Origin of the sequence: Paenibacillus zeirhizosphaerae, assembly GCF_030705605.1 — a bacterium.
Classification (GTDB): Bacteria; Bacillota; Bacilli; order Paenibacillales; family Paenibacillaceae; genus Paenibacillus; species Paenibacillus zeirhizosphaerae.
On record NZ_JAPCKK010000006.1, the window covers coordinates 94,419 to 116,413 of the forward strand.

16 protein-coding genes and 1 other annotated feature are annotated in these 21,995 nt (G+C 47.4%); of the genes, 14 read left to right on the top strand and 2 right to left on the bottom strand.

Features of this window, described 5'->3' with window-relative positions; genetic code table 11:
* Window positions 1-69: 69 nt before the first annotated feature.
* Window positions 70-345 (bottom strand) — a binding site (T-box leader).
* Between the two features lie 227 nt (window positions 346-572).
* From cls to OIN60_RS03360, 9 genes are all read left to right on the top strand, one after another.
* Window positions 573-2,021: a cardiolipin synthase gene (gene cls, locus OIN60_RS03320; RefSeq protein ID WP_305753458.1), complete on the top strand. Its 1,449-nt coding sequence runs from the start codon at window positions 573-575 to the stop codon at window positions 2,019-2,021.
* A gap of 275 nt (window positions 2,022-2,296) precedes the next feature.
* Complete coding sequence (locus OIN60_RS03325) at window positions 2,297-3,073, top strand: RHS repeat domain-containing protein (RefSeq protein ID WP_442417845.1); 777 nt, start codon at window positions 2,297-2,299, stop codon at window positions 3,071-3,073.
* A gap of 15 nt (window positions 3,074-3,088) precedes the next feature.
* Window positions 3,089-4,018 carry a hypothetical protein gene (locus tag OIN60_RS03330; RefSeq protein ID WP_305753459.1) on the top strand — a complete coding sequence of 310 codons (930 nt, stop codon included), beginning with the start codon at window positions 3,089-3,091 and terminating at the stop codon, window positions 4,016-4,018.
* Window positions 3,978-11,744 (top strand): HNH/endonuclease VII fold putative polymorphic toxin, encoded by a 7,767-nt coding sequence (locus tag OIN60_RS03335; RefSeq protein WP_305753460.1) that lies wholly within the window; start codon window positions 3,978-3,980, stop codon window positions 11,742-11,744. The genes OIN60_RS03330 and OIN60_RS03335 overlap by 41 nt, the downstream gene beginning before the upstream one ends.
* A 13-nt stretch (window positions 11,745-11,757) precedes the next feature.
* Window positions 11,758-12,138 carry an Imm50 family immunity protein gene (locus OIN60_RS03340; protein ID WP_305753461.1) on the top strand — a complete coding sequence of 127 codons (381 nt, stop codon included), beginning with the start codon at window positions 11,758-11,760 and terminating at the stop codon, window positions 12,136-12,138.
* A 299-nt stretch (window positions 12,139-12,437) separates the two neighbouring features.
* Window positions 12,438-13,607 carry an RHS repeat-associated core domain-containing protein gene (locus OIN60_RS03345; RefSeq protein WP_305753462.1) on the top strand — a complete coding sequence of 390 codons (1,170 nt, stop codon included), beginning with the start codon at window positions 12,438-12,440 and terminating at the stop codon, window positions 13,605-13,607.
* A 52-nt stretch (window positions 13,608-13,659) separates the two neighbouring features.
* Window positions 13,660-14,127 (top strand): hypothetical protein, encoded by a 468-nt coding sequence (locus tag OIN60_RS03350; RefSeq protein ID WP_305753463.1) that lies wholly within the window; start codon window positions 13,660-13,662, stop codon window positions 14,125-14,127.
* Window positions 14,128-14,490: 363 nt separating this feature from the next.
* A complete protein-coding gene (locus tag OIN60_RS03355; RefSeq protein ID WP_305753464.1) occupies window positions 14,491-14,817 on the top strand; it encodes a hypothetical protein in 327 nt (108 codons plus the stop codon).
* 354 nt (window positions 14,818-15,171) lie between these two features.
* The gene (locus OIN60_RS03360; RefSeq protein ID WP_305753465.1) at window positions 15,172-15,846 is read left to right on the top strand and encodes an RHS repeat-associated core domain-containing protein; all 675 of its coding nucleotides are present in this window, start codon (window positions 15,172-15,174) and stop codon (window positions 15,844-15,846) included.
* A gap of 366 nt (window positions 15,847-16,212) precedes the next feature.
* Here the strand turns inward: OIN60_RS03360 and OIN60_RS03365 are convergent, their stop codons facing one another.
* Together OIN60_RS03365 and OIN60_RS03370 are read right to left on the bottom strand one after the other, a co-directional pair.
* Window positions 16,213-17,439, bottom strand: a complete 1,227-nt coding sequence (locus OIN60_RS03365; protein WP_305753466.1) for an MFS transporter — start codon at window positions 17,437-17,439, stop codon at window positions 16,213-16,215.
* Between the two features lie 3 nt (window positions 17,440-17,442).
* Window positions 17,443-18,261 (bottom strand): MerR family transcriptional regulator, encoded by an 819-nt coding sequence (locus OIN60_RS03370; protein ID WP_305753467.1) that lies wholly within the window; start codon window positions 18,259-18,261, stop codon window positions 17,443-17,445.
* Between the two features lie 168 nt (window positions 18,262-18,429).
* Here OIN60_RS03370 and OIN60_RS03375 point away from each other — a divergent pair, with 168 nt between their 5' ends.
* The 5 genes from OIN60_RS03375 to OIN60_RS03395 all read left to right on the top strand — a co-directional run bounded on the left by OIN60_RS03375 (window position 18,430) and on the right by OIN60_RS03395 (window position 21,823).
* The gene (locus tag OIN60_RS03375; RefSeq protein ID WP_305753468.1) at window positions 18,430-18,693 is read left to right on the top strand and encodes an AbrB/MazE/SpoVT family DNA-binding domain-containing protein; all 264 of its coding nucleotides are present in this window, start codon (window positions 18,430-18,432) and stop codon (window positions 18,691-18,693) included.
* Window positions 18,694-19,030: 337 nt separating this feature from the next.
* Window positions 19,031-19,402: a hypothetical protein gene (locus OIN60_RS03380; protein WP_305753469.1), complete on the top strand. Its 372-nt coding sequence runs from the start codon at window positions 19,031-19,033 to the stop codon at window positions 19,400-19,402.
* Window positions 19,403-19,893: 491 nt separating this feature from the next.
* Window positions 19,894-20,517, top strand: a complete 624-nt coding sequence (locus tag OIN60_RS03385) for a deoxynucleoside kinase (RefSeq protein ID WP_305753470.1) — start codon at window positions 19,894-19,896, stop codon at window positions 20,515-20,517.
* Complete coding sequence (locus tag OIN60_RS03390; RefSeq protein WP_305753471.1) at window positions 20,514-21,215, top strand: deoxynucleoside kinase; 702 nt, start codon at window positions 20,514-20,516, stop codon at window positions 21,213-21,215. Before OIN60_RS03385 ends, OIN60_RS03390 begins: the two co-directional genes overlap by 4 nt.
* A 32-nt stretch (window positions 21,216-21,247) precedes the next feature.
* Window positions 21,248-21,823, top strand: coding sequence for a TetR/AcrR family transcriptional regulator (locus OIN60_RS03395; RefSeq protein ID WP_305753472.1), 576 nt, complete (start codon window positions 21,248-21,250; stop codon window positions 21,821-21,823).
* Window positions 21,824-21,995 lie beyond the last annotated feature (172 nt).

Sequence of the window (21,995 nt, forward strand, 5' to 3'; positions counted from 1 at the left end):
TCCTTTCCATTTAAATTGGCATTATCTTGTATAAATAAAAAAAACTCACCCCCAAGACTCAGTATTAGTCTTAGGGACGAGATATGTATACTCGCGGTACCACCCCAAATTCGCCAATATGTCACCATATCAGCCTCTTCGAGTACGGCATTGAACATGAAATGAAATGCTTATACTCTAGCTCTGTAACAGGAGCTCCTGACGCACCATCCCCTTTATAATATATGCAGGTTCCTGTGCATTGCTCTGAGTCTTTTTTCAATAAATTATTCTTTACTCCTTTTCACCGGACGGAGCTCTCTGCAAAAGAATGCATTTATTTACTCTTCTCTTCATCGCAGTTGAATTATTGCGATTATAATATCAAATAACCGCAGGAAGGTAAACATATATTTTTTTAAAATATTGATAGTACAGGACTTGAACATCCGGGTCGATTAAAGTAGAATACTTACGCTTCAGAATAGAATTCTGTGGCAATCATGATAAAATGGTTACGGGATACGGCACACCACGGAACAGAAGCGGTAAAGAGTGTGTAAAGTACAGAAAAGAGGGTAAGAGGAGGCAGCATGCATATCACTTCCATTTTGCTTGGCCTTGTCATTGTATTAAATATTATTTTTTCGCTGTTCATTGTGTTCCAGGAACGAAGAGATGCGGGCACGACCTGGGCCTGGCTGCTGGTGCTCAGCTTTATACCGGTCCTCGGCTTTGTGCTGTATCTGCTGTTTGCGCAGAATCTGACCCGCAGGCATCTGTTTCAATGGGCTGACCTGAATAAGGTGGGGACAGACAAGGTGCTGCAAAGGCAGTTGGGCAGTCTCAGCTCGGATGAATTTCACTTCCACAATCCGGCCACGAGAGACTATAGAGAGCTGATTCATATGCACCTTGTCAACAACCAGGCGGTGTACACGGAGGACAATTCAGTCCTGCTGTTTACGGACGGAAGGGATAAATTCGGCCAGTTGTTTGAGGATATTGAGAATGCGCAGGATTATATCCATTTGCAGTACTATATTATAAGAAGAGATGCTCTGGGCAAAAGGCTGCTGCAGGCCTTGACGGAAAAGGCGAAGCAGGGTGTTAAGGTACGTGTCCTGTATGATGAACTGGGCTCCCGCTCGTTAACCCGAGGCTTCTTCCGCAGCTTCCGTGAAGCAGGCGGTGAAGTGGAGGTTTTCTTTCCATCCAAGCTCCATCTGATTAATATGCGGCTGAATTACCGCAATCACCGTAAAATCGTCATTATTGACGGCAAAATTGGCTATATCGGCGGCTTCAATGTCGGAGACGAGTACCTGGGTCTGAATCCTAAATTCGGCTATTGGCGGGATACTCACTTAAGGATTCAAGGTCAGGCTGTGTACGCGCTGCAGACCCGGTTCATTCTGGACTGGAATCAGGCGTCGCGCGACCATGATATCAGCTATGAGCTGGACCTGTTCCCGGAAGTGGTCACGGAGGGCTGCGTCGGGATGCAGATTGTGACCAGCGGTCCGGATTCGGAATCGGAGCAGATTAAATACGGTCTGATCAAAATGATCTCGTCCGCCAAGAAATCGATCCTGATCCAGACGCCTTATTTCATCCCTGATGCCAGTCTGCTGGATGCACTGCGGATTGCGATTCTGTCCGGGGTTGAGGTTCATATTATGGTTCCCGACAAACCTGACCATATGTTCGTATACTGGGCGACCCTATCGCATGTTGGCGAGATGCTGAAAATCGGTGCCCATGCCTATATCTATACCAACGGCTTCATTCATGCGAAAACCATCGTCGTGGACGAGGAAATCGCCTCTGTCGGCACGGCTAACATTGATGTGCGCAGCTTCAGGCTGAATTTTGAAGTGAACGCATTTTTGTACGATGAAGGCATGGCCCGCCATATGGCGCGTATTTTCGAAAAGGACATCGCCGTATCCCATCAGCTTACCTATGAGGAATATTTGAAGCGGCCCAATTGGATTAAAATTAAAGAATCCGTCTCCAGGCTGCTGTCGCCGATTTTATAGTGCTTGCTAACTCCCATTCATTGGGGGTTATTTTTTTGGCTTGATATAGGGCCATTAACCTGGGTCAATGGTTAGGAGTACAAGATGTAAAATAAATTCAGCCTGGCTATATGGATTTGTAAAATCTATTGACTAGGTATGAGGATTTATTTACCATGGGAAATATGTCCTTGTTTTACATGGTGTTTATTACTATTAAAGGGGGTTAGAGTGCAGATTTATCAGAAACATTCTGAAGAAGAAATTTTTATTTTCTCGAAGGGAGATAGAGTCGTTTGAAGAAAATGATGAGGTCGCTTATTGCTGCCAGTTTGTTCATTGGAGCATCCGGATTGGGGGCGTTCAGTCAGGAGGTGTCGGCCAAGCAGTACGAGTATGATGACCTGAACCGTCTCACAGCCGTAGAGTCTGAAAAGGGCAGGACCACCTATACTTACGATGCAGGTGGTAATTTGTTAAGTGCTGTTCATACGCCAACTGAAAATGCTTCTTTTCGAGCAACAACGAACATTGCTTCCGGATGGACATCGTATGCTACCAGCGGGGTTGACGCCGAGTTTGCTTTAGTTACTGAAGCGGTCTACCAGGAACAGACACAATCCGGATCAGCAGCGGAAGATGGCAACAGTTCTGTTGCCCAGGATGTGTATTCGGTTACAGAATCGGTATATCAGCCTCAGTCGGAAATGACCGTTCAAAAGATCAGCGCCAGCTCAAACCGGGCCGGTGGGGTTAATATGTACCGCGATTTGGAAATTTCGGGCGGACAGACCTACAGTACCAAAGGTTTAATCAAGGCACCGCTCATCGAACAGTCGGTAGTGAAGGTGGTCATTAATTATTACGATGCCAAGGGGAAATTGATCACGCATCATAATGCAGTGATTCTGCCGCAAGCAAGCGGCTGGGAGAGCTTCTACTCTGAAACGACTTCGCCCCGAAATGCGGTAAAAGCAAGAGTTCATTTACAAATTACGATTTTGCAGAAGAGTGGGTCTGGCGAAGCCGGTTTTGCCAATGTCTCCTTTCAGTCGAAGCGTAATGATGGATAAGGAAGGAGAGCAGATATGATTCGTACAAGCATGCGCTTGATTTCGCTGATCCTTATTTCCTTCTTTGTGATGATTGGGCTGAAGGATTACCCGGTATTTGCGGCAGAAGCGGAGTCTTATACGCTATACAGCGGTCAGAGTGTTTCGGTAACCTTAGCTTCCAGCAGTACAACCAGTTTTACGGTGAAAGGTGATTCTTTTGATTATGCCAAGTATACGGAGGATGGCAAGCTGTCCGCAAGCGGGCAGTACACGAGAACCTATACTGTAACTTTGTATTCAGGGCAAAAGGCCGTGTTAACCAACACTTCCTCATCCGAAGTGACGATTACTGCCAAGACAAGGCCTGTCAATTTTGTAACCAGCTCAACACCGGCTATGCAAAAAAGGAATGTCGCCCCCGGATCCAGTGTATTGGTTCATAATTCCAGCAGTGTTGCCGAAAGTGTAACATTCGACGGGTTGAACGATTACGCAAAGTACGACGAAGACGGGGTTCTCACCTCCTTTGCGCGTAACGACAGAGGTGGAGCTGCCTCGGTTCCCGCCAACGGCGGAACAGTAATAACCAACAGAGATCAACAAACAGTCCAGCTCATCGGAGCCAGCGAGATATTTACGTTCACAGACTCAACTCCTGCTTCGTTTCGGGAAACACTGAAAACAGGCGAGACACTTGAAGCAGAGAACATAACAAGCAAATCCTTTTATGTGTATTACGAAAGCGAAGGGACCTTATCCTACGAATACGTAGTCTATAAGGCGGATGGAACGGTCGATTCGTCCTCCACTAGCGCCAAAAGTCCATCTGACTTGATTGGTACCGGAAAACGGCTGGTTGTTACAAATCGCGGGAATGCTCCCCTCGTTGTAATTGGTGCCTTCGACGCATTTAGAGTTACGAATGAAAATAACACCGCCTACATCGAGCAAAAAATACAATAGTACATACGATTTTGCAGAATATGATTCAACGGGAGCAGTGCTTGATTTCGGGCATGACTGGACAGGGGATTACTCCCGTAACAGTATTTTTGAAAATGATTATGTAGTTGTCACCAACCGGAATCTCTCTCCGGTTACGGTTACATTGGCAAAAGGAGCCTTCAAAATCGAAAAGAGCATAAACCCTGCACTGTCTATTTCCTCTCTTTCTCCCGGAGAAAGCATGGAAGCACTTAATACCAGCAGCGGCAATGCTCATTTGGAGATGGAAGGCAGATACGATTATGCTCTCTATAACGCCACAGGTATTTCCGCCCACTATGAGGATTCATTCATAGATCTTCTTAATCTTCGGGCTGGGGAACGCGCGGCATTTACGAATATCGGAACAGAGACCAGAGAGGTTTACGCTCCGTATGAGATATTCAGATTTATGGATAGAACTGCAGAGGTTACTTTCCACCGGGTGTTATCCCCCGGCCAATCTCTCAAGCTGGACAACAAGGCAGCTTATTCCTTTAATGTAAACGTGGACGGGCAGCATCACTACGCGACGTATGATGAGGATAAAAGAGTTCGCGGCTTTGGAAATCCGGTTACGGGAGATCGTCATTCGATTGCCGCATCAGAATGGATGGTTGTGACCAATAGCGGACTTTCCGACATGGAAGTAACGGGCGCTTACGATGCGTTTAATATTTCATCCCGTACAGAGCCTGCTTTGTATAAAGGGTATCTTGAATCGGGTCAGAGTGTGAAACTGAAAAGCTCAAGTCCATACCGTTTTGATGTCTATTTGGATGGAACCTATGATCAGGCCAGCTACAACGCGGATGATAGTCTGAGTTCTATCGGACGGAAAGCAACGGGTGATCTGGCGTTAATGGCCAATGAGCGTGCAACGGTAACCAATACAGGAAATACGTTGCTGGTCGTTCTCTCGCCTTATGATGTCACCACCGCACAGACAAGTGCAACACCGGCGCTTGCTGTAAAAACACTTTTGATGGGCAGCAGTGTGGAGTTTGTGAATAAATCGGCTCTTTCCGAACAGGTTCGGATTTCCGGCATCCATGACCTGATGGATTACGCGGAAGACGGAAGCCCATACTTGTACAACCGCGACCGGTTGACCGGGTTTAAATCTATTTCGGCTGGACAGAAGACGGCATTCATGAACACCGATATCGAAACGATCGAAGTTTATGGTGCTTATGAAATATTTGAAATGAAGGAACGCAGCCATCCGGTAACCTTCAGCAAGACATTGGCGGCCGGCAGCAGTGCGGATTTCAAAAATGTAACGGCAAGATCCTTCTATATTTATCCTGGGGGGACATATGACTTTGCGTTATACAATGCAGAAGGTGACGCAGACGATGTTGACCGGGATACCGAATCCGAGCTGAAGATCATCAGAGAAGCGGAACGTCTGGCTATGACCAATGCTTCTTCCTCATCTATGATCATCAAGGGGCCATATGATGCCATCAAAATAAGCGACAGAACGCATCCGGCACTGTTCGAGCGTGTTCTGCAGCCAAGGGAAAGCATGGAGGCGGTGTACACCGGACCGGGGAATGGAAATGTCTACTTTACTGGCGAATATGATTATGCCATGTTTACGAATGGCGTTCTGAACACCTACTTCCGCAACCAGTCCCTGTCAAGATCAGTGAGTCCAGGGGAAAGGCTGGCTGTAATGAATGCTGAAGATCAGCCTATCACGGCTTACGGGGCATTTGATGTGTTCTCGGTTGCCGGACGGGTCAATCCGGTTACTTTCCGTAAGAACCTGGATACTGGACAGCATGTGGATATCGTCAACAAGCATGCAACCAAATCGTTCAATCTGTATTTTAACGGGGTCTATGACAATGTATTACGCAACAGTGACGGAGAACTGCTTGATCTGAACTATGCGATTGAGGATTTGATGCAGTCTACTTCCAAGGGAGAGAAAGCCGCAATATCCGCCTCCGGGAACGGCCCGGTGACGATTGAAGGCTCCTACGATGCATTTGCTATTACATCGAGAGCTAATCCGGCCTTGGCCAAGCTTGAGCTGTCTCCAGGACAAAGTATGGAGGCTGTCAACACCGGAACGACGAAAGCCAGATTGAAATCGACAGGAACCTACGATCTGGCAACGTATGATTCCTCCGGTATGCTCGATGTGTACGACACGAATGCTACCAACGCAACGACCCGCACTTATGAACCGGGCGTTAAAGTGGCTGTGCAAAACGTCGATGCTGCCAATATGGTGATGTACGCTGCGTTTGAAGACTTTACGTTCCAGAGAAGAGACAACCCGGTTACTTTTGAGCGTACCCTCTCTACTGGAAATATTCTGGAGTTTGTACCCAAAACGAATCGGTTGTACACACCTTTGAAACTGGATGGAGCATACGATTACGCGCAGTATAAAAATGACGGGGAAGTAAATGGATTTGCCGCTTCCGAAACGGCTGCGTCAGCCAGTGTTCCCCGGGATAATAGGATTGTCGTTTCTCCGGCCGACGGTTCGAGTTTAACGGTACGGGGTCCGTTTGATGGTTTTACAATTAAAAATTCGGCAATCCAACCCGTGACCATCAAGACACTGAATCCTGGTGAAAGCTATTCCATAGTGAACGTTTCGCCTGCCGGATTCAGCGCAAAACTCAGCGGTACCTACAGCTATCGTATTTATGACGCAGAGGGTACGCTGCGAAGCTCATACGACAACAGCACAGGCTCAACCCGCAATATTCAGGATTCGTATAGACTAGTCATCATCAACACAGGCACGGAGAACGTTACTGTGACAGTTCCTACGGAAGCTGTAGTGGAAACGAATGGTGAGGAGCTTATTGTGAAGTCGTTGGCGATGGACAAGACTCTCAAAGTCACCAATGTGTCTGGTACGGCGGAGCGACTATCTTTGCGGGGAACCTACGACGTTGCTGTGTATAATTCAGCGAAGCAGCCTGTAAGCTACTTCAGAAAAACCTCCGCTGCAGATTTGTCGCTGCCGGCGGGTTATTATGCTGTATTGACTGGACAACGCTCGGAGCCGACCGTGATCACTGGAAGTCCGGCAGCTTTCGTATTCTCCGAGCACGCGAATCCTGCTCTCCGAGTCGTCAAGCCGACTGAGACAGGAAGCGTTAAGATCACCAACGAAAGTACGGCAAGCTGGAAGCTGTCGGCACAAGGAGCAGCGGACTGGGTTCGTTATGATGCTTCCGGAGCAGCTCTGGATTATGAGCAAGGCAGCAGTCATACCTCCTATGCGATGGAGCCGTCCCAGTCGCTGAAGGCAAGCTCGTCTGCACCGACATTGGAGCTATGGGGTCCCTTCGATGCCATGAAGGTAGAGGAATTGGAAGAGCCTGCGCTGGTTAACGTGCGTTTGAACGGAAACAGCGCATTGAAGGTAACCAATTTAACTTCAGCAGACCGTACATTTAAAGCCCAAGAGGTCTTTATGTACCGGTTTGGGGATGAAGAAGAGAAATCAGGACAAAGTCCATTTACTGTACCTGCAGCTCAAGCGGTCATTATTCGCAACCCGGGCTCGGAAGCCTATCAGGTATACAGTCCGTATGGATTCTTCAAGTATGAAGACGCACGCCAGGAAGAGTCGGATGCCATTTCAGGCAAAAAAGCGGCTGACAACATCCGCAAGGCTGATCCTAGCGGCTACGATCCGCTGACGCTTCATGCTGATCCGATTGATACGGCAACCGGGGCGCAGATCATGAACCGTACGCTGCTTACATCCTACGCTGCGGTACCCGTTCCTTTCCAGGCTCAATACTACTCATTGCTTACGGGTGATGGTGCTTTGGGCATTGGCTGGAGCCATAACTATGAAATGCGGGTGGTACCGGCTGCAGATGGGAAAGCGGCAGCGGTATACTGGAATGCCTTCCGGTTCAATTCGTTTGTGAAGGGCGCGGACGGAACGTATACTTCCAGCGACAAATCCGTGCAGCATGACCGTTTGACTCAAACGGGTGACGACGGTTATGTGCTGAAGCGGAATGACGGAACCGTCTATACGTTTGCAGCAGACGGAACGTTGAGTTCTGTGGCAGAACGCGGCGGAATGAAGCTTGTTTTTACGTATTCAGACTCGCACAAGCTCGTTTCGGTAACGGAGCCGCTGACCGGAGACGGATTAAGCTTTACTTATAACACAGCAGGCGATATTGTGACTGTTGAAGAACAGTCCGGCAGAAAGGTAAGCTTCGCTTATGATACGGAAGGCAGACTCGCCAAAATTACGGATGCCGACGGTCATAAGACACAATATACGTATAATGCCGACAATCAAATCGTATCTGCGGTTACGGAAGGCCTTCAACTGTTCGAAAATACGTTCGACACGGAAGGCCGGATCATCAAGCAAAGTGACGCCAACTCAGCTTCCACATCTTTTAGCTATGAAGAAAAGGATAATAAGCTCGTCACGACCATTACCGATCGTAATGGCCATTCTCTGAAGCGGACACATAATGCCCGGTATGAACTGCTTCAGTCGATTGATTCATTGGGCCGCAGTACGGAGTATGTGTACGATAATAACGGCAACAGAACACAGGTTACGAACTCACGGGGTCAAACTGTGCAGTATACTTATGACGCTTACGGTAATTTGACAGGCGCCAAAGATCATACGGGCCAGACTGTGAACATGACGTATGACGAGAACAACAATCTGACAGGGGTAACCGGTCCAGACGGCAAAAAGGTCGCTTATGTGTATGATGACAAAGGCCGTTTATTGACAACAACCGATCCCCAAGGCAATAAAACTTCATACAAATATGACGAAAACGGTCTTCTGCTTGCCGCTACGGATGCGCTTGGCAATAAAACAACCTACGGTTATGCCGAAGGACGCCTGAACCAGGTGACGACGGCCGCCGACGAAACGTTGACATTCGGCTACGATCAAGCAGGGCGCCTTGCCAGCCAGATCGACGAAGAAGGCAATCAGGCCAAATCGGTCTACAGTGACAATGATTCGCTGGTTTCCTATACCGATCCATTGAAGCGCACCTTGAAATATGTGTATGACGGCCAAGGAATGCTGAGCGAGGAAACGGACGCACGCGGAAATACCACGAAGTATCGGTATGACGGCAACGGCAATCTTACGAAGGTCACGAATGCACTGAATGAAACGATCACGCTTGAATATGACGCGGAAGGACGTTTGACCGGGGCGGTTGATCCGCTTGGAAGGCGCATGAGCTACACCTATGACGCCGCAGGCAATGTGTTAAAGGAGACGAATGCCGAAGGCGAACAGGTTCGTTATGTGTATGATGAACTGAACAGACTGGTTAAGGCGTATGATGCCCTTGATCAGCTTGTATATCAGGCATCCTACGACAGCACGGGCAACCCGGTTACGATCAAGGATGGACTGGAGCTGGCCTACGGCGGCTCTTACGATATGCTGAACAGGCTGACGGAGAGCATCGATCCGCTGAACCGCAAGACTGTGTTCACCTACGATGATCTTAACCGCCTGGCCTCGGTAACCGACCCGATGCAGGGAACAGCCAGCCAAAGCTTTGATGCTTTGAGCAGACTGACCGAAGTGACAGATCCTAACCAAAATACGACGATGTACAAATATGATCCGGTCGGACGGGTTGTCAGTGAGACGGATGCCGCCGGAGGCGTGCATACGTACAGATACAATGCCATCGGCTTGATGGAAGGCGAAACGAACAAGCGCGGCCAGAACGTAGCGTATCAATATGACGCTGCAGGCCAGCTCACGAAATTCACCGATCCTGACGGCAGTGTAGCCTATGATTATGATGCTAATGGCAATGTAACGACCGTCAGCGGCGAAGGACAGGCTATTACCCGCAAGTTCGATGCTCTGAACCGGGTGACAGCGTACACGGATCAGGACGGCAATACGATCAAGTATACTTATGATGCGGCAGGCCAGTTAACCGCGCTGACCTATCCGGATGGCAAGACGGTGTCTTACACCTATGACGGTGCAGGCAGAATGCGCACGGTCACGGATTGGGCGGGCCGTACTACAAGCTATGCTTATGACAAGAACGGACGCCTGACCTCGACCCGTCGTCCGGATGGAAGCACAGAGTTCCGCACGTATGATGCGAATGGACGTCTGTTGACCTTGTCCGATACCAAAGCGGATGGCACAAGCATTACGGATTATGTATTTACCTATGACGCTGCAGGCAATGTCATTTCCGAAACCGGTGGGGTTCAAGCGGCAGAGCTGGATTCTGTGACCTTTGATGTATATGGTCCTGGGCTGTCTCCGGCACCGGAAGCAGAAGCAGAAGCAGACAGCAGCGTCAGCGAAGATGTGTACAGTCCGAATACTCCGCTGACTGACCTTAATCTGACATATACAGCGGATAACCGGATCGCTACCATGAATGGGGAACCGGTGCTGTATGATGTGGACGGTAATATGATCTCCGGTCCGCTGCAGGGCACGACGCAGGCCTACACGTATGATTCCCGCAACCGCCTGCTTGAAGCAGGGGGCGTGCGTTACGGTTATAACAGTGAGAATGTGCGTACTTCGGTGACGATAGATGGAGTGACCACCAAGTATGTGATCAACCCGCATGCCAACCTGTCTCAGGTCCTGATGGAAAAGGATGCAAACGGCAACGTACTCGGGTACTATGTATATGGAGTTGGTTTGCTGGGCCGTGAAGATATGTCCGGTGCCTACCAGACGTACCACTACGACCGCCGCGGCAGCACCGTGGCGCTGACCGATGCAGCAGGTGAAGTGACGGATACGTATGAATATGGAGCGTATGGTGAATTGCTTTCCCATGAAGGCAGTACAGCGCAGCCATTCCTATACAACGGCCGTGACGGCGTCATGACGGATGCGAACGGCCTGTACCATATGCGTGCACGCTACTATAACCCGGAAATCAAACGGTTCATCAACCGGGACGTTGTGACAGGCACGATCACGGATACGCCAACGCTTAACCGTTACGCCTACGTAAACGGCAACCCGATCTCCTACGTCGATCCGTTCGGCTTAAGCCGGGATGCGGACTCCTGGATGCTTAGGGGAGGAGACTTCCTGGTGGACATGATCCCAGGAGTAGGCACTGTGAAAGGCTTCCAGCAGGCGTTTACCGGAGTGAATCTGGTGACAGGGGAGCAGTTGTCCGTCTCCGAGCGCTGGGCGGAAGGGATCGGAGCCTCGCTAAGCTTCGTACCGATTCCGGGCATGAAGCAGGCCGGGAAGTACGGCACGGAAGGCGCTATCGCTGCAGGGAACGCGATTAAGGGATTGTTTAAAAAAGAAGCGACACAAGAAGCTGCCTCGACCCCACTGAGATACAAGCTGGATTTGCAGATATTTGGTGGGGGGACGGGAGAAGTTAGCCGTAACGGTGCTCTAAATCAAGCCAAAAGAGACGCAGGCATACCGAGAAGTCAACAACCTGAAGCGGTAAAACGAGTAGATATGCGTTCAGCACAACATGAGGGCGGACATGTAATAAAAGATTCAAATGGAAAAGTTATTAGCACTAGAGAGTATGTTTACACTAATAAGGACGGTAAAAAGATTGTAATTCAAGACCATAGTGCAGGACACCAAAAAGGTGGGCAAGGTCCACATTTCAATGTAAGACCTGCCGATAATACCCGGACAGGTAAAGTTCCAGGTACGATGGAGCATTATCCATTTAATAAATAGAGGTGGTTAAGACGTGTGGTTTGAAGTTTTGGAAAGAAACAACTTTTTAGTAAGTTTGTATGAACAAGTACCTGAACTTAAGGACGTTCGTATTGCTGAAGTAAACATCCATGATGAAGGACGTGTTGTTGCAGTTAAATTTGATATGCCTTATTATGCCGAAAGACCACCCAAGAAGTGGGTGGAACTAGGGGACAATACTGTTGCTGTTAGAATTGACTTGTCGGCTATTCAAGAAATCACACTAAGTTCTGGTTCATTTGACTACAACGCAAATATTGAAATCTTCAAGGATGAAGTCGATTTAATTGTAGTTAAAATTACTGGAACGGTTAATGCCCTAATTAAGGCTGAATCAGGATTTATTCAATCTGTTACTGGCTATTGTAATTAAATAATTGCCCTGAATGGCTACATGCCTTTCAGGGCTTATTTCTGGTGGGGGCTACCCAGTGCCGAATAAACTCATCAGTCAATCAATAACACATATAACCCATGTAATACCCGTATAAAGAAGTCTGGATGTTATATTTCGAGGGCAGACATAAATGAAATAAAGACCTTGAGGGCGGCAGTCCTCAAGGTCTTTATTTTTCACCCCAGTGACGAATGAATCGACGGCTATACTAAAGTAGCTTTACCCTCATTTGGGGCGTAAACTACGGTTATAACAGTGAGAATGTGCGTACTTCGGTGACGATAGATGGAGTGACCACCAAGTATGTGATCAACCCGCATGCCAACCTGTCTCAGGTTCTGATGGAAAAGGATGCAAACGGCAACGTACTCGGGTACTATGTATATGGACTTGGCTTGCTGGGCCGTGAAGATGTGTCCGGCGCCTACCAGACGTACCATTACGATCGCCGAGGCAGCACCGTGGCGCTGACCGATGCAGCAGGTGAAGTGACGGATACGTATGAATATGGTCCTTACGGTGAATTGCTTTCCCATGAAGGCAATACAGCGCAGCCATTCCTGTACAATGGCCGTGATGGCGTCATGACGGATGCGAACGGCCTGTACCATATGCGTGCACGCTACTATAACCCGGAAATCAAACGGTTCATCAACCGGGACGTTGTGACAGGCACGATCACGGATACGCCAACGCTTAACCGTTACGCCTACGTAAACGGCAACCCGATCTCTTACGTCGATCCGTTCGGTTTAAGCCGGGATGCGGACTCCTGGATGCTTAGGGGAGGAGACTTCCTGGTGGACATGATCCCAGGAGTAGGCACTGTGAAAGGCTTCCAGCAGGCCTTTACCGGAGTGAATCTGGTGACAGGAGAGCAGCTGTCCGTCTCCGAGCGCTGGGCGGAAGGGATCGGAGCCTCGCTAAGCTTCGTACCGATTCCGGGCATGAAGCAGGCCGGGAAGTACGGCACGGAAGGCGCTATCGCTGCGGGGAACGCGATTAAGGGATTGTTTAGTAAGGGTACAAAAGAAGCACCCCCAACCCCACTGAGATACAAGCTGGATTTGCAGATGTTTGCTGAGGGGATGGGAAAAGGTCTCGAAACTAGAGGGTATAAGCCGCTACCTGGTGAAAGAACTTTTGATGGGTTTGTGAAGAAAAATGTCCCGGCTGATAAAGAAACAACACTACACACTAATTCAAAAGGCTTTAATAACAATTCACGTGGTTCTAACTCCGACGGGCAATTCAAAAGGTTTGGTTCAGATTCCCATGCAGGTTTATCGCCACACGTACATCAACCAACAAGGAATGTGAACAAAAATGGTGAGATTTTTGGTGGACAGGGTTCTAAAACTCAGGGTGGCGGGGTGACTACACCAGGTAAGAAGGATGTTAGTCAGCTTTACGATTACCTGAATAATGGTAAGTATAGTAGATAATATTATATTGGGATGGCAGTCTTTATGCCATCCTTCCTTTAGGGGTGAAGTGATGGCTGATGTACTTTTCGATTGTACTCAATTTTTGTCGTTTGAAGCGAATGAGTGCGGAGATGTTTTATCATTCCTACTACCATCTTTTGGTAAAAGTGATGATTTTAAGTTGCTTCAAGAAAGAGAGATTTCCGGAAGAAAGTTGTCCCATCTGAATGAATTTCTAAATAAATTTACTGTCGAACTTGTTAATCAAGAATTTATAGGTGAATTTGATGAATGGTTTGAATTTAATGAAATACCTCAACCAATCAAACAGTTTGGTCAAAATATCAAGGAGTTTATGGAAAAAAAATCCATTGAACAGCTTGCAATAATACTTGTCCGGTATGCTTATGATGAAAAGGCGGCTGATAATATATTTGTAGGTGATTATCGAGTAGAGGACATTTATGATGGGTTGTATCATGCATCTTGTTTTGGTAACTCAGGGAATATTGTGGTGATAAGGTTGGGAAAATCTTAACATTTTAATGGAGGGTCTACCCAGTGCCGAATAAACCCTTCATTCAACCGATAGCACACGTAACCCATGTAATACCCGTATAAAGAAGTCTGAATGTTATATTTCGAGAGCAGACATAAATGAAAGAAAGACCTTGAGGGCTGATATGCTCCCATCATAGTAGACAGTAGAAAAAAACAAAACTCTACTTCTATCATGATGGGAGTTTTTGTAATGTCCAAATGAAGCCCAATTTCATCTAAAATAAAGTTAAGGGCCGTAAGGCGCTGCCTGCAATATGAATCCAATCCCAACCATGAGGGCGGAAGGGATAGGAGCCTTGCTAAGCTTCGTACCGAAATTCCGAAATGAGGAGGGTAGCGCATGGCAATAAAATACGATGAATATTTACTGCTTGAGTTGTTTTGTAGTGAACCGATAATAATTGATGCTGATGCGGAGATATACTCTTACAGGATTAAGGACAAAATTGGTTTTGAATTAACCCTCTATTTCTCGGTGTACGACCAATTTGCAACTGCAAGGTTGGAGTATAAAGGAAAAGATAGACCGATATTTGAAGTTGAATTAAATAATGTCCAAGAAATAAAAGCAGACAAGGAGAAGCTAAGTTTCTTTAGGCAAGATACCAACGAACCAGTATTTCAAATTATGATATTACCTAGCTTCATGCTTGACTTGAATCTCTAATCATACTAGCCAATAGTTTTGAATCATTTCCTAAAAAATGAAAAAAATGAGCAAAACTATTTGAAGTATTGGTACATTGTTTTTTTGAAATGAGTTAAAGAAGAATAACTACTCTAAACCTTGATGGCTTCGTGCCCTTCAAGGTTTCTTTTTTGTTGAGGATCAGCTGGTAATCATAATCTAACTATACAAATTTGATGTTCCAAGCAACTAATTTTCACTCATTTATGAAATTGCCTAATATCATTCTAGGATTTTAGCTGTAGTCATTGTACGAACCTTATTCAGGTGTTTTATGAGAAATCAGCGGAAAACGGCAATGTACTCGGGTACTATGTATATGGAGTTGGCTTGTTGGGCCGTGAAGATATGTCCGGTGCCTACCAGACGTACCACTACGACCGCCGCGGCAGCACCGTGGCGCTGACCGATGCAGCAGGTGAAGTGACGGATACGTATGAATATGGAGCGTATGGTGAATTGTTTTCCCATGAAGGCAATTCAACACAGCCATTCCTATACAACGGCCGTGATGGCGTCATGACGGATGCGAACGGTTTGTACCATATGCGTGCACGCTACTATAACCCGGAAATCAAACGGTTCATCAACCGGGACGTTGTGACAGGCACGGTTACGGATACGCCGACGCTTAACCGTTATGCTTATGTAAACGGCAACCCGATCTCTTACGTCGATCCGTTCGGTTTAAGCCGGGATGCGGACTCCTGGATGCTTAGGGGAGGAGACTTCCTGGTGGACATGATCCCAGGAGTAGGCACTGTGAAAGGCTTCCAGCAGGCGTTTACCGGAGTGAATCTGGTGACAGGAGAGCAGCTGTCCGTCTCCGAGCGCTGGGCGGAAGGGATCGGAGCCTCGCTAAGCTTCGTACCGATTCCGGGCATGAAGCAGGCCGGGAAGTACGGCACGGAAGGCGCTATCGCTGCAGGGAACGCGATTAAGGGATTGTTTAGTAAAGGCATATTTGCAGTGAACCTAAAACGAGTATTGAAGCTGATGGAGGAATAATCCTCTTTTAATCCCATGACAGCAAGCGAAAAGACGGCACTCATTCACGTATTTCTGAATGAAATGCCGTCTTTTTTTGATGAATCCTCTTCTGGAGCTCAGAAAAACTATGTTTTTCAGTGGCCTCTCGGGAGGGGGGGCTTTAAATGTGTTTATCTTGAACAGTCCCTTTATTGGCTAAACCTACGGCGACAAATGCAATAATAAAGAAATATAGTCTGAAATATATCTCCTGAGGATAATAAGGCATGCCGGGAACGCGTCCGAAACTGGAGGGACGAATCGCCTCCTTACAAATGAGCGTGCATTATGCGATCCTCTATATCCCTTTCGAGTAAAGTGTTATTACGGCGCGAAACTTTTTGCTTATTGGGATAATGGCTTTGCGCTTCCCCCCTGCTGATCCAGCATAGCGCTCCATACGGTCAATACGATTCCAACCAATGTAATGAGCGAAGCGGTCCACGGTACGGCAGCCAGTCCCAGTATGCCATCAATCACCATCCCTCCGACGAACGCTCCGATTGCATTGCCCATATTAAACGCAGAAATATTAAGGGTTGACGCCAGCTCCTGAGCATCACCGGCCTTCTGAAGAGAGCGAATGTTAAGCGGCGCAATAATGCTGTATGCGGCGACTCCCCAGATGAAGATGGTGATGATGGCGGCGGCTTTATATTGACTCGTCCAGGTGAGTGATACCATTGAAGTGGCAAGCAGCAGCATCCCCCCAAACAACGTAGGCAAGAGCTTCCGGTCGGCCAGCCAGCCTCCGATCACGTTGCCTATCAGCGCCCCCGCACCGAAAATAAGCAAAATGATGGTCACCGAACCACCGGAGAAACCCGATATTCGTTCCAGAATGGGCGTAATATAAGTGAATACGGCAAAGGTTCCTCCGGTCCCGAATACGATGATAAGAAGGACCAGCAGGAAGGCTGGACGGCTGACGGTACGCAGCTGACCCGGCAATGAACTGCTTTCCGCGCGCGGCAATGAAGGAATTTGCTTTATCATCCCCAGCAGGACTGCCCCCGACAGCAAAGTGATAGCAAGAAAAGGAAAGCGCCAGCCAAATTGCTGTCCGAGAAAAGTGCCGATCGGAGCGCCGAGTATGACCGCTACGGTCAGTCCCGAGCCAACCATGGCGACACTTTGTCCTTCCTTCCCCGGCAAAGCCAAATCCTTGGCCGTGACGACGATCGCGCCGAATAGCGTCCCGTGCGCCAAGGAGCTGATGATTCTCCCCAACATCAGCATCTCATAGGAAGTAGAAGCCGTGCAGACGATGCCGCCAATTATGAATACGCTCATAAATACGATTATCAAGGTTTTCCGTGGGAGCCTTCCGGTCATCGCTGACAACAGCGGACCGCCAAATACGACGCCAAGTGCGTATCCTGTAACCAGCATTCCTGTAGCTGCAATTGACGTGCCTGTTTCGTTGGCGATCGGCAGCAAAAGTCCCATAGGAAGAAGCTCGGCTGTGCCAATCACAAAAACAGCTATCGTTAACAGCCATAAAACAGCTTTTCTTCCTGGTCTGGTATTACCGTTTGGGTGAGTGCTCAATTGGTTTTCAAAATTCCCCATTACTTACCCCTCCTGACAGCCGAACATAATCGGCATCTGGCTTTCGGTTACGTATTGCGATTCACTACCCTCTTGCGGCGCCAAATACAGTTCCCTGCTCGGCAAGTCCGTACTAATCCGGTATCCTTTTTTTTCGATCCAGGAACCGAGATCGATGCTTACAGGCGTGTCCTTGTCGGGACGGCTGATGTGAGTAACCGATGCAACGGTTATTTCCGAGAGCATCCTGGTTTTAAACCGGTCCGTATCCGGAAGTGGTTGAGGAATCGGACAGGCAACCTCCAGATTGATGCTGCTCTCACATTCCGGACAATTATGCCATACGACCATATGGGGTACATATATCGGCACCCCGTTCCGCCTTAAATACCAATCGATTTCTTCGAACAAGCCTGGTATGCAAGCGCGGCTCGTTGTCTCCTTCATCGATGCCACCATGAACGAATCGATCTTTTTAACTAGCACTTCATGGTGGGGGAGACCTCCGCGCTCGATCAACTCCAGCCTCAACTCAATTCGCTTCAGCCGCTCGATCTCGGACTGTATCAAGGACTGCACCTCCGCCTGTCTGAGCCGGAACATCCCGCGCATCTCTGCTGGGGTCACGTTATCATGAAGAAGCTGTTTAATCTGCTCAAGCGTAAATCCAAGATCTTTAAACGCCAGAATGCGGTGTAATAGAAGAAGCTGGTCGCTGGTATAGTAACGGTAACCGTTATGTTTGTCCGTATATGCAGGCTTAAACAGTTCAAGCTGGTCATAGAAGCGAAGTGTTTTGACGGGTACTTGACTAAGCTTGGAAAAATCACTGATCTTAAACATGGCACTTTCCTTTCTTACTGAATTATCACGCGTGACGTTGGACTTATTATAAACTTTCCATACAAGGGGAAGGTCAACTCCCGTCTCTAAGAACAAATGAATATACACATCTAATCCTGCATTGTATCATTGTTATAACTGTTGAATAAGATGATATGGAGGAGTTGGATGAATAGGGTGGTTGAAATGGAGCGGAAAGTGACGAAATTTGGTAATAGTTTGGGTATAACAATGACCGATGCTCTGAAACAAATAGGGTTGGATCAAGGCGACATCGTCAGTATTGATGTAGACAAGTCTACTCAAGAAATCATTATCAGAAAATCAACAAAAGCGTCGCTCCCTAATGGGATTAGTGAGGACTTCATGGATTCTTTGGCTGAGGTAATTCGTGAGTATGATCAAACTTTGCACGGCCTCAAAGATAGATGACACCGCTTCGGTATGTACCCATCCCAGAAGTCATAGCCATTACGGACTGCTTTTACAGCACTTGTTATATTTCTGCGTTACAACAGCTTCTACTTTAAGATGGATCCTCAAAAAGCTGAAGACTTCACTGTAGATAGGGTAAATCATACATACGAATTTCAAGAATTGGCTGCGATTATTCAAACATATTGTATAGAAAAAACTGAAACTTAAAAATACGAGCAAAAAGCGATCGAGTGTGGTCGCTTTTTTCTGCTTTATTAAAGGCGAGGAGACGAGTCTTCGCAAATAGAAACAGGGTAGAGGTCAGATATACTTTCAATAGGGGACTGATATAATGAAAATTATTTATTGGGTAAAGTATCTATTTATTTGTCTTATTCTACTGACTGGATGCCAAAATCAAAGAGTAGTAGAAATCAGAGAATTCTACTCCTTGGGGCCAGAGACATTTTCAATAATTTCTGTAGTGAAAGATGAAGACTGGCTTGCTGAGACTCGTAGACTTAGTGAGTTTTATAATGATAATGTGCTAAAAATCTCTGTGCTGGGTGCACTTAAGGCTTCCTCATCCGAAGTGAAAAACCTTATAGAGGAATATGATGTGAAGAATTACCCAACTTATTTTTTATTTGATTCGGAAAAATTGTTATTGAAAGAAACTGATTATGAAAAATTTAGAACTGAATCTAAAGTTTTAATGGATTAGGATAAATCAAGCCACCTCCAAGGCTGGCGGCACCAAACCTGGCCGTACATGTGCTGGCCTTGATGTTCGGCCTTGTCGAAGGTCCGATCAAAAAGCGCACAGCCCGTGAGCTAAAATGAATGGACGTATGCGGCTAAATAAGCAGAATCAGACACGCAGCAGTCAAAAAGTCGAGAACAGGGGAAACTCGCTCCTATTCTCGACTTTTGTTCTAAATAAGAATTCGCAAGAGACTAGCGATTTCTGCTTATTTTAAGTTTGGAGACGCACGCAGCAGCGGAGAGAACGAAGCAATTCCGGAAAAGCGAAGCGTTCGCCTTCGGCCCGGAGGGTCGACAGCGATTGCAGGAATGCTTCGTTCTCGGAGCGCCTCACAACAAAAGAACAATTTACATATCTGCTAATCCCGTCTCGTGTGGTACAATGTTTGAGTCTTTTTATTTTGCAAGGATTAAAGCTGTTACGAGCAATGCCCGCACGAGGAGGAACTTATGAAACGAGGCCCGTTTATTGCAGTGGAGGGACCGATCGGAGCCGGAAAAACTACGCTTGCTTCCATGCTGTCAAACGAACTGCACATCCCCATTCTGAAAGAAATCGTAGAAGAGAACCCATTTCTGGACAAGTTTTATCAAAATATAGACGAGTGGAGCTTTCAACTGGAAATGTTCTTTCTCTGCAACCGTTACAAGCAGCTTGAAGATACGGATCTGCAGTACATTGCACAGGATAAGCCGGTCATTTCGGATTATCATATTTATAAAAACCTGATCTTCGCCGAGCGCACGCTCAAGGGGATCAAGCGAGAGAAGTACCGCCAGATTTATCACATTCTAACCGACGATCTGCCCAAGCCGAATATCATTTTGTATATCCGGGCCGATCTGGATACGCTGCTGTACCGCATCAGCAAACGCGGACGAGCCTTCGAGGGGCAAATCGACCCAGCCTATCTGCAGCAACTGATCGAGGATTACGATACGGCGATGGCTTCTCTGGCCGTCCGTGAGCCTTCTACCGTCATTGTCACGATTAACGGCAGCGAGGTTGATTTTGTCGAGTATCCGGAGCAATTTGCCCAGATTGCTGCACAAGTAAAGGAGCTTATACAATGAATGATTACAATATCCCGTCCGACGCGATTATTACGGTAGCCGGCACTGTCGGAGTTGGAAAGTCCACCTTAACCGCTGCCCTGGCGAATCGCCTTGGATTCAAAACCTCCCTGGAGAAGGTGGAGCATAACCCTTACCTGGAGAAGTTCTACCATGATTTTGAGCGCTGGAGCTTTCATCTGCAGATTTATTTTCTGGCTGAGCGCTTTAAGGAGCAGAAGAATATTTTCGAAGCCGGCGGCGGTTATGTGCAGGACCGTTCGATATATGAGGATACGGGCATTTTTGCCAAAATGCATGCGGATCAAGGCACCATGTCCAAGACGGATTACGAGACCTACAGCAGCTTGTTTGAGGCTATGGTTATGACGCCGTATTTTCCGCATCCGGACGTGCTGATCTATCTGGAAGGAAGCCTGCCGTCCATTCTGGGGCGTATTCAGGAGCGTGGCCGTGAGATGGAAATCCAGACGGACATCTCGTATTGGGAGCACATGCACGCCAGATATTCCGCGTGGATCGACGAGTTCACGCAGTTGAAGGCATGCCCGGTGCTGCGCTTGAACATTGATGAATACGATGTGAATAACCCGGCTTCGCTGGACGGGATTATTACCGAGGTGAGCAGGGTCATCCAGGCCGCCAGGCTGAACGGATTGAATAACAAGCTGAAAAAGAAACCGACAATCAATTATTGACTATGCAGTCAAATAAATGATAAAATAGGTCCATGAGCAGACCAAGAGAATTTGATGTTGATCATACGTTGCACCAGTGTATGGAAGTGTTCTGGACCAAAGGCTTTAAATCAACCTCCTATGAGGATCTAACTCGTACAACAGGGGTTAAGAAGCAAAGCTTGTATTGTGTGTTTAATGATAAGCGCAGCCTATTCCTGAAGGCGCTGGCACACTATCGTGAGCAAAATATTGCAGCACTCGAAGAGCTTGAGGCGCAGGATACGTCTCCTCTGAACAAGCTGGAATCTTTGCGCCTCTCTATTCTGCGCGATGAAATCATGTCACGGGGATGTCTGATGGTCAATTCGGCCATGGAATTTGGAACAGAGGATGAACCGATTACCCGCGAAATAGAACTGATGTTCGCGGAAACGGAGCGTATACTAGAGAGAATTATCCGCAGTGCCCAAGAGCAGCAGTTGATCACGACACGTTTTACCAGCCAGGAGCTGGCAACTTATCTGAACAACGCTATTCTGGGAGCGAGAACCCTGGGGAAATCAGGTGCATCTCCAGAACAGATCGAGGCAGCCTTAAACACATCTTTTACGATGATTTTGCCTTGATCTTTTTTTGTTTCATTATTGACTATATAGTCAATAATTGTGCTGCTGAGCATCAAACTACTCTATCGATATCACAGCGGAAAAGCGGTTACTACACAGCGAAATGGGTTGAAACACCGGAATTACCGGAAAAAGTTCCTGGTGCCGCTTGTTGATGTTGTTTTTCAAAACC

Coding starts and splice junctions, on each gene's coding strand:
- cls (WP_305753458.1), top strand. CDS start 573: ATGCATATCACTTCCATTTTGCTTGGCCTTGTCATTGTATTAAATATT.
- OIN60_RS03330 (WP_305753459.1), top strand. CDS start 3,089: ATGATTCGTACAAGCATGCGCTTGATTTCGCTGATCCTTATTTCCTTC.
- OIN60_RS03335 (WP_305753460.1), top strand. CDS start 3,978: ATGAAAATAACACCGCCTACATCGAGCAAAAAATACAATAGTACATAC.
- OIN60_RS03350 (WP_305753463.1), top strand. CDS start 13,660: ATGGCTGATGTACTTTTCGATTGTACTCAATTTTTGTCGTTTGAAGCG.
- OIN60_RS03355 (WP_305753464.1), top strand. CDS start 14,491: ATGGCAATAAAATACGATGAATATTTACTGCTTGAGTTGTTTTGTAGT.
- OIN60_RS03365 (WP_305753466.1), bottom strand. CDS start 17,439: ATGGGGAATTTTGAAAACCAATTGAGCACTCACCCAAACGGTAATACC.
- OIN60_RS03370 (WP_305753467.1), bottom strand. CDS start 18,261: ATGTTTAAGATCAGTGATTTTTCCAAGCTTAGTCAAGTACCCGTCAAA.
- OIN60_RS03375 (WP_305753468.1), top strand. CDS start 18,430: ATGAATAGGGTGGTTGAAATGGAGCGGAAAGTGACGAAATTTGGTAAT.
- OIN60_RS03380 (WP_305753469.1), top strand. CDS start 19,031: ATGAAAATTATTTATTGGGTAAAGTATCTATTTATTTGTCTTATTCTA.
- OIN60_RS03385 (WP_305753470.1), top strand. CDS start 19,894: ATGAAACGAGGCCCGTTTATTGCAGTGGAGGGACCGATCGGAGCCGGA.
- OIN60_RS03390 (WP_305753471.1), top strand. CDS start 20,514: ATGAATGATTACAATATCCCGTCCGACGCGATTATTACGGTAGCCGGC.
- OIN60_RS03395 (WP_305753472.1), top strand. CDS start 21,248: ATGAGCAGACCAAGAGAATTTGATGTTGATCATACGTTGCACCAGTGT.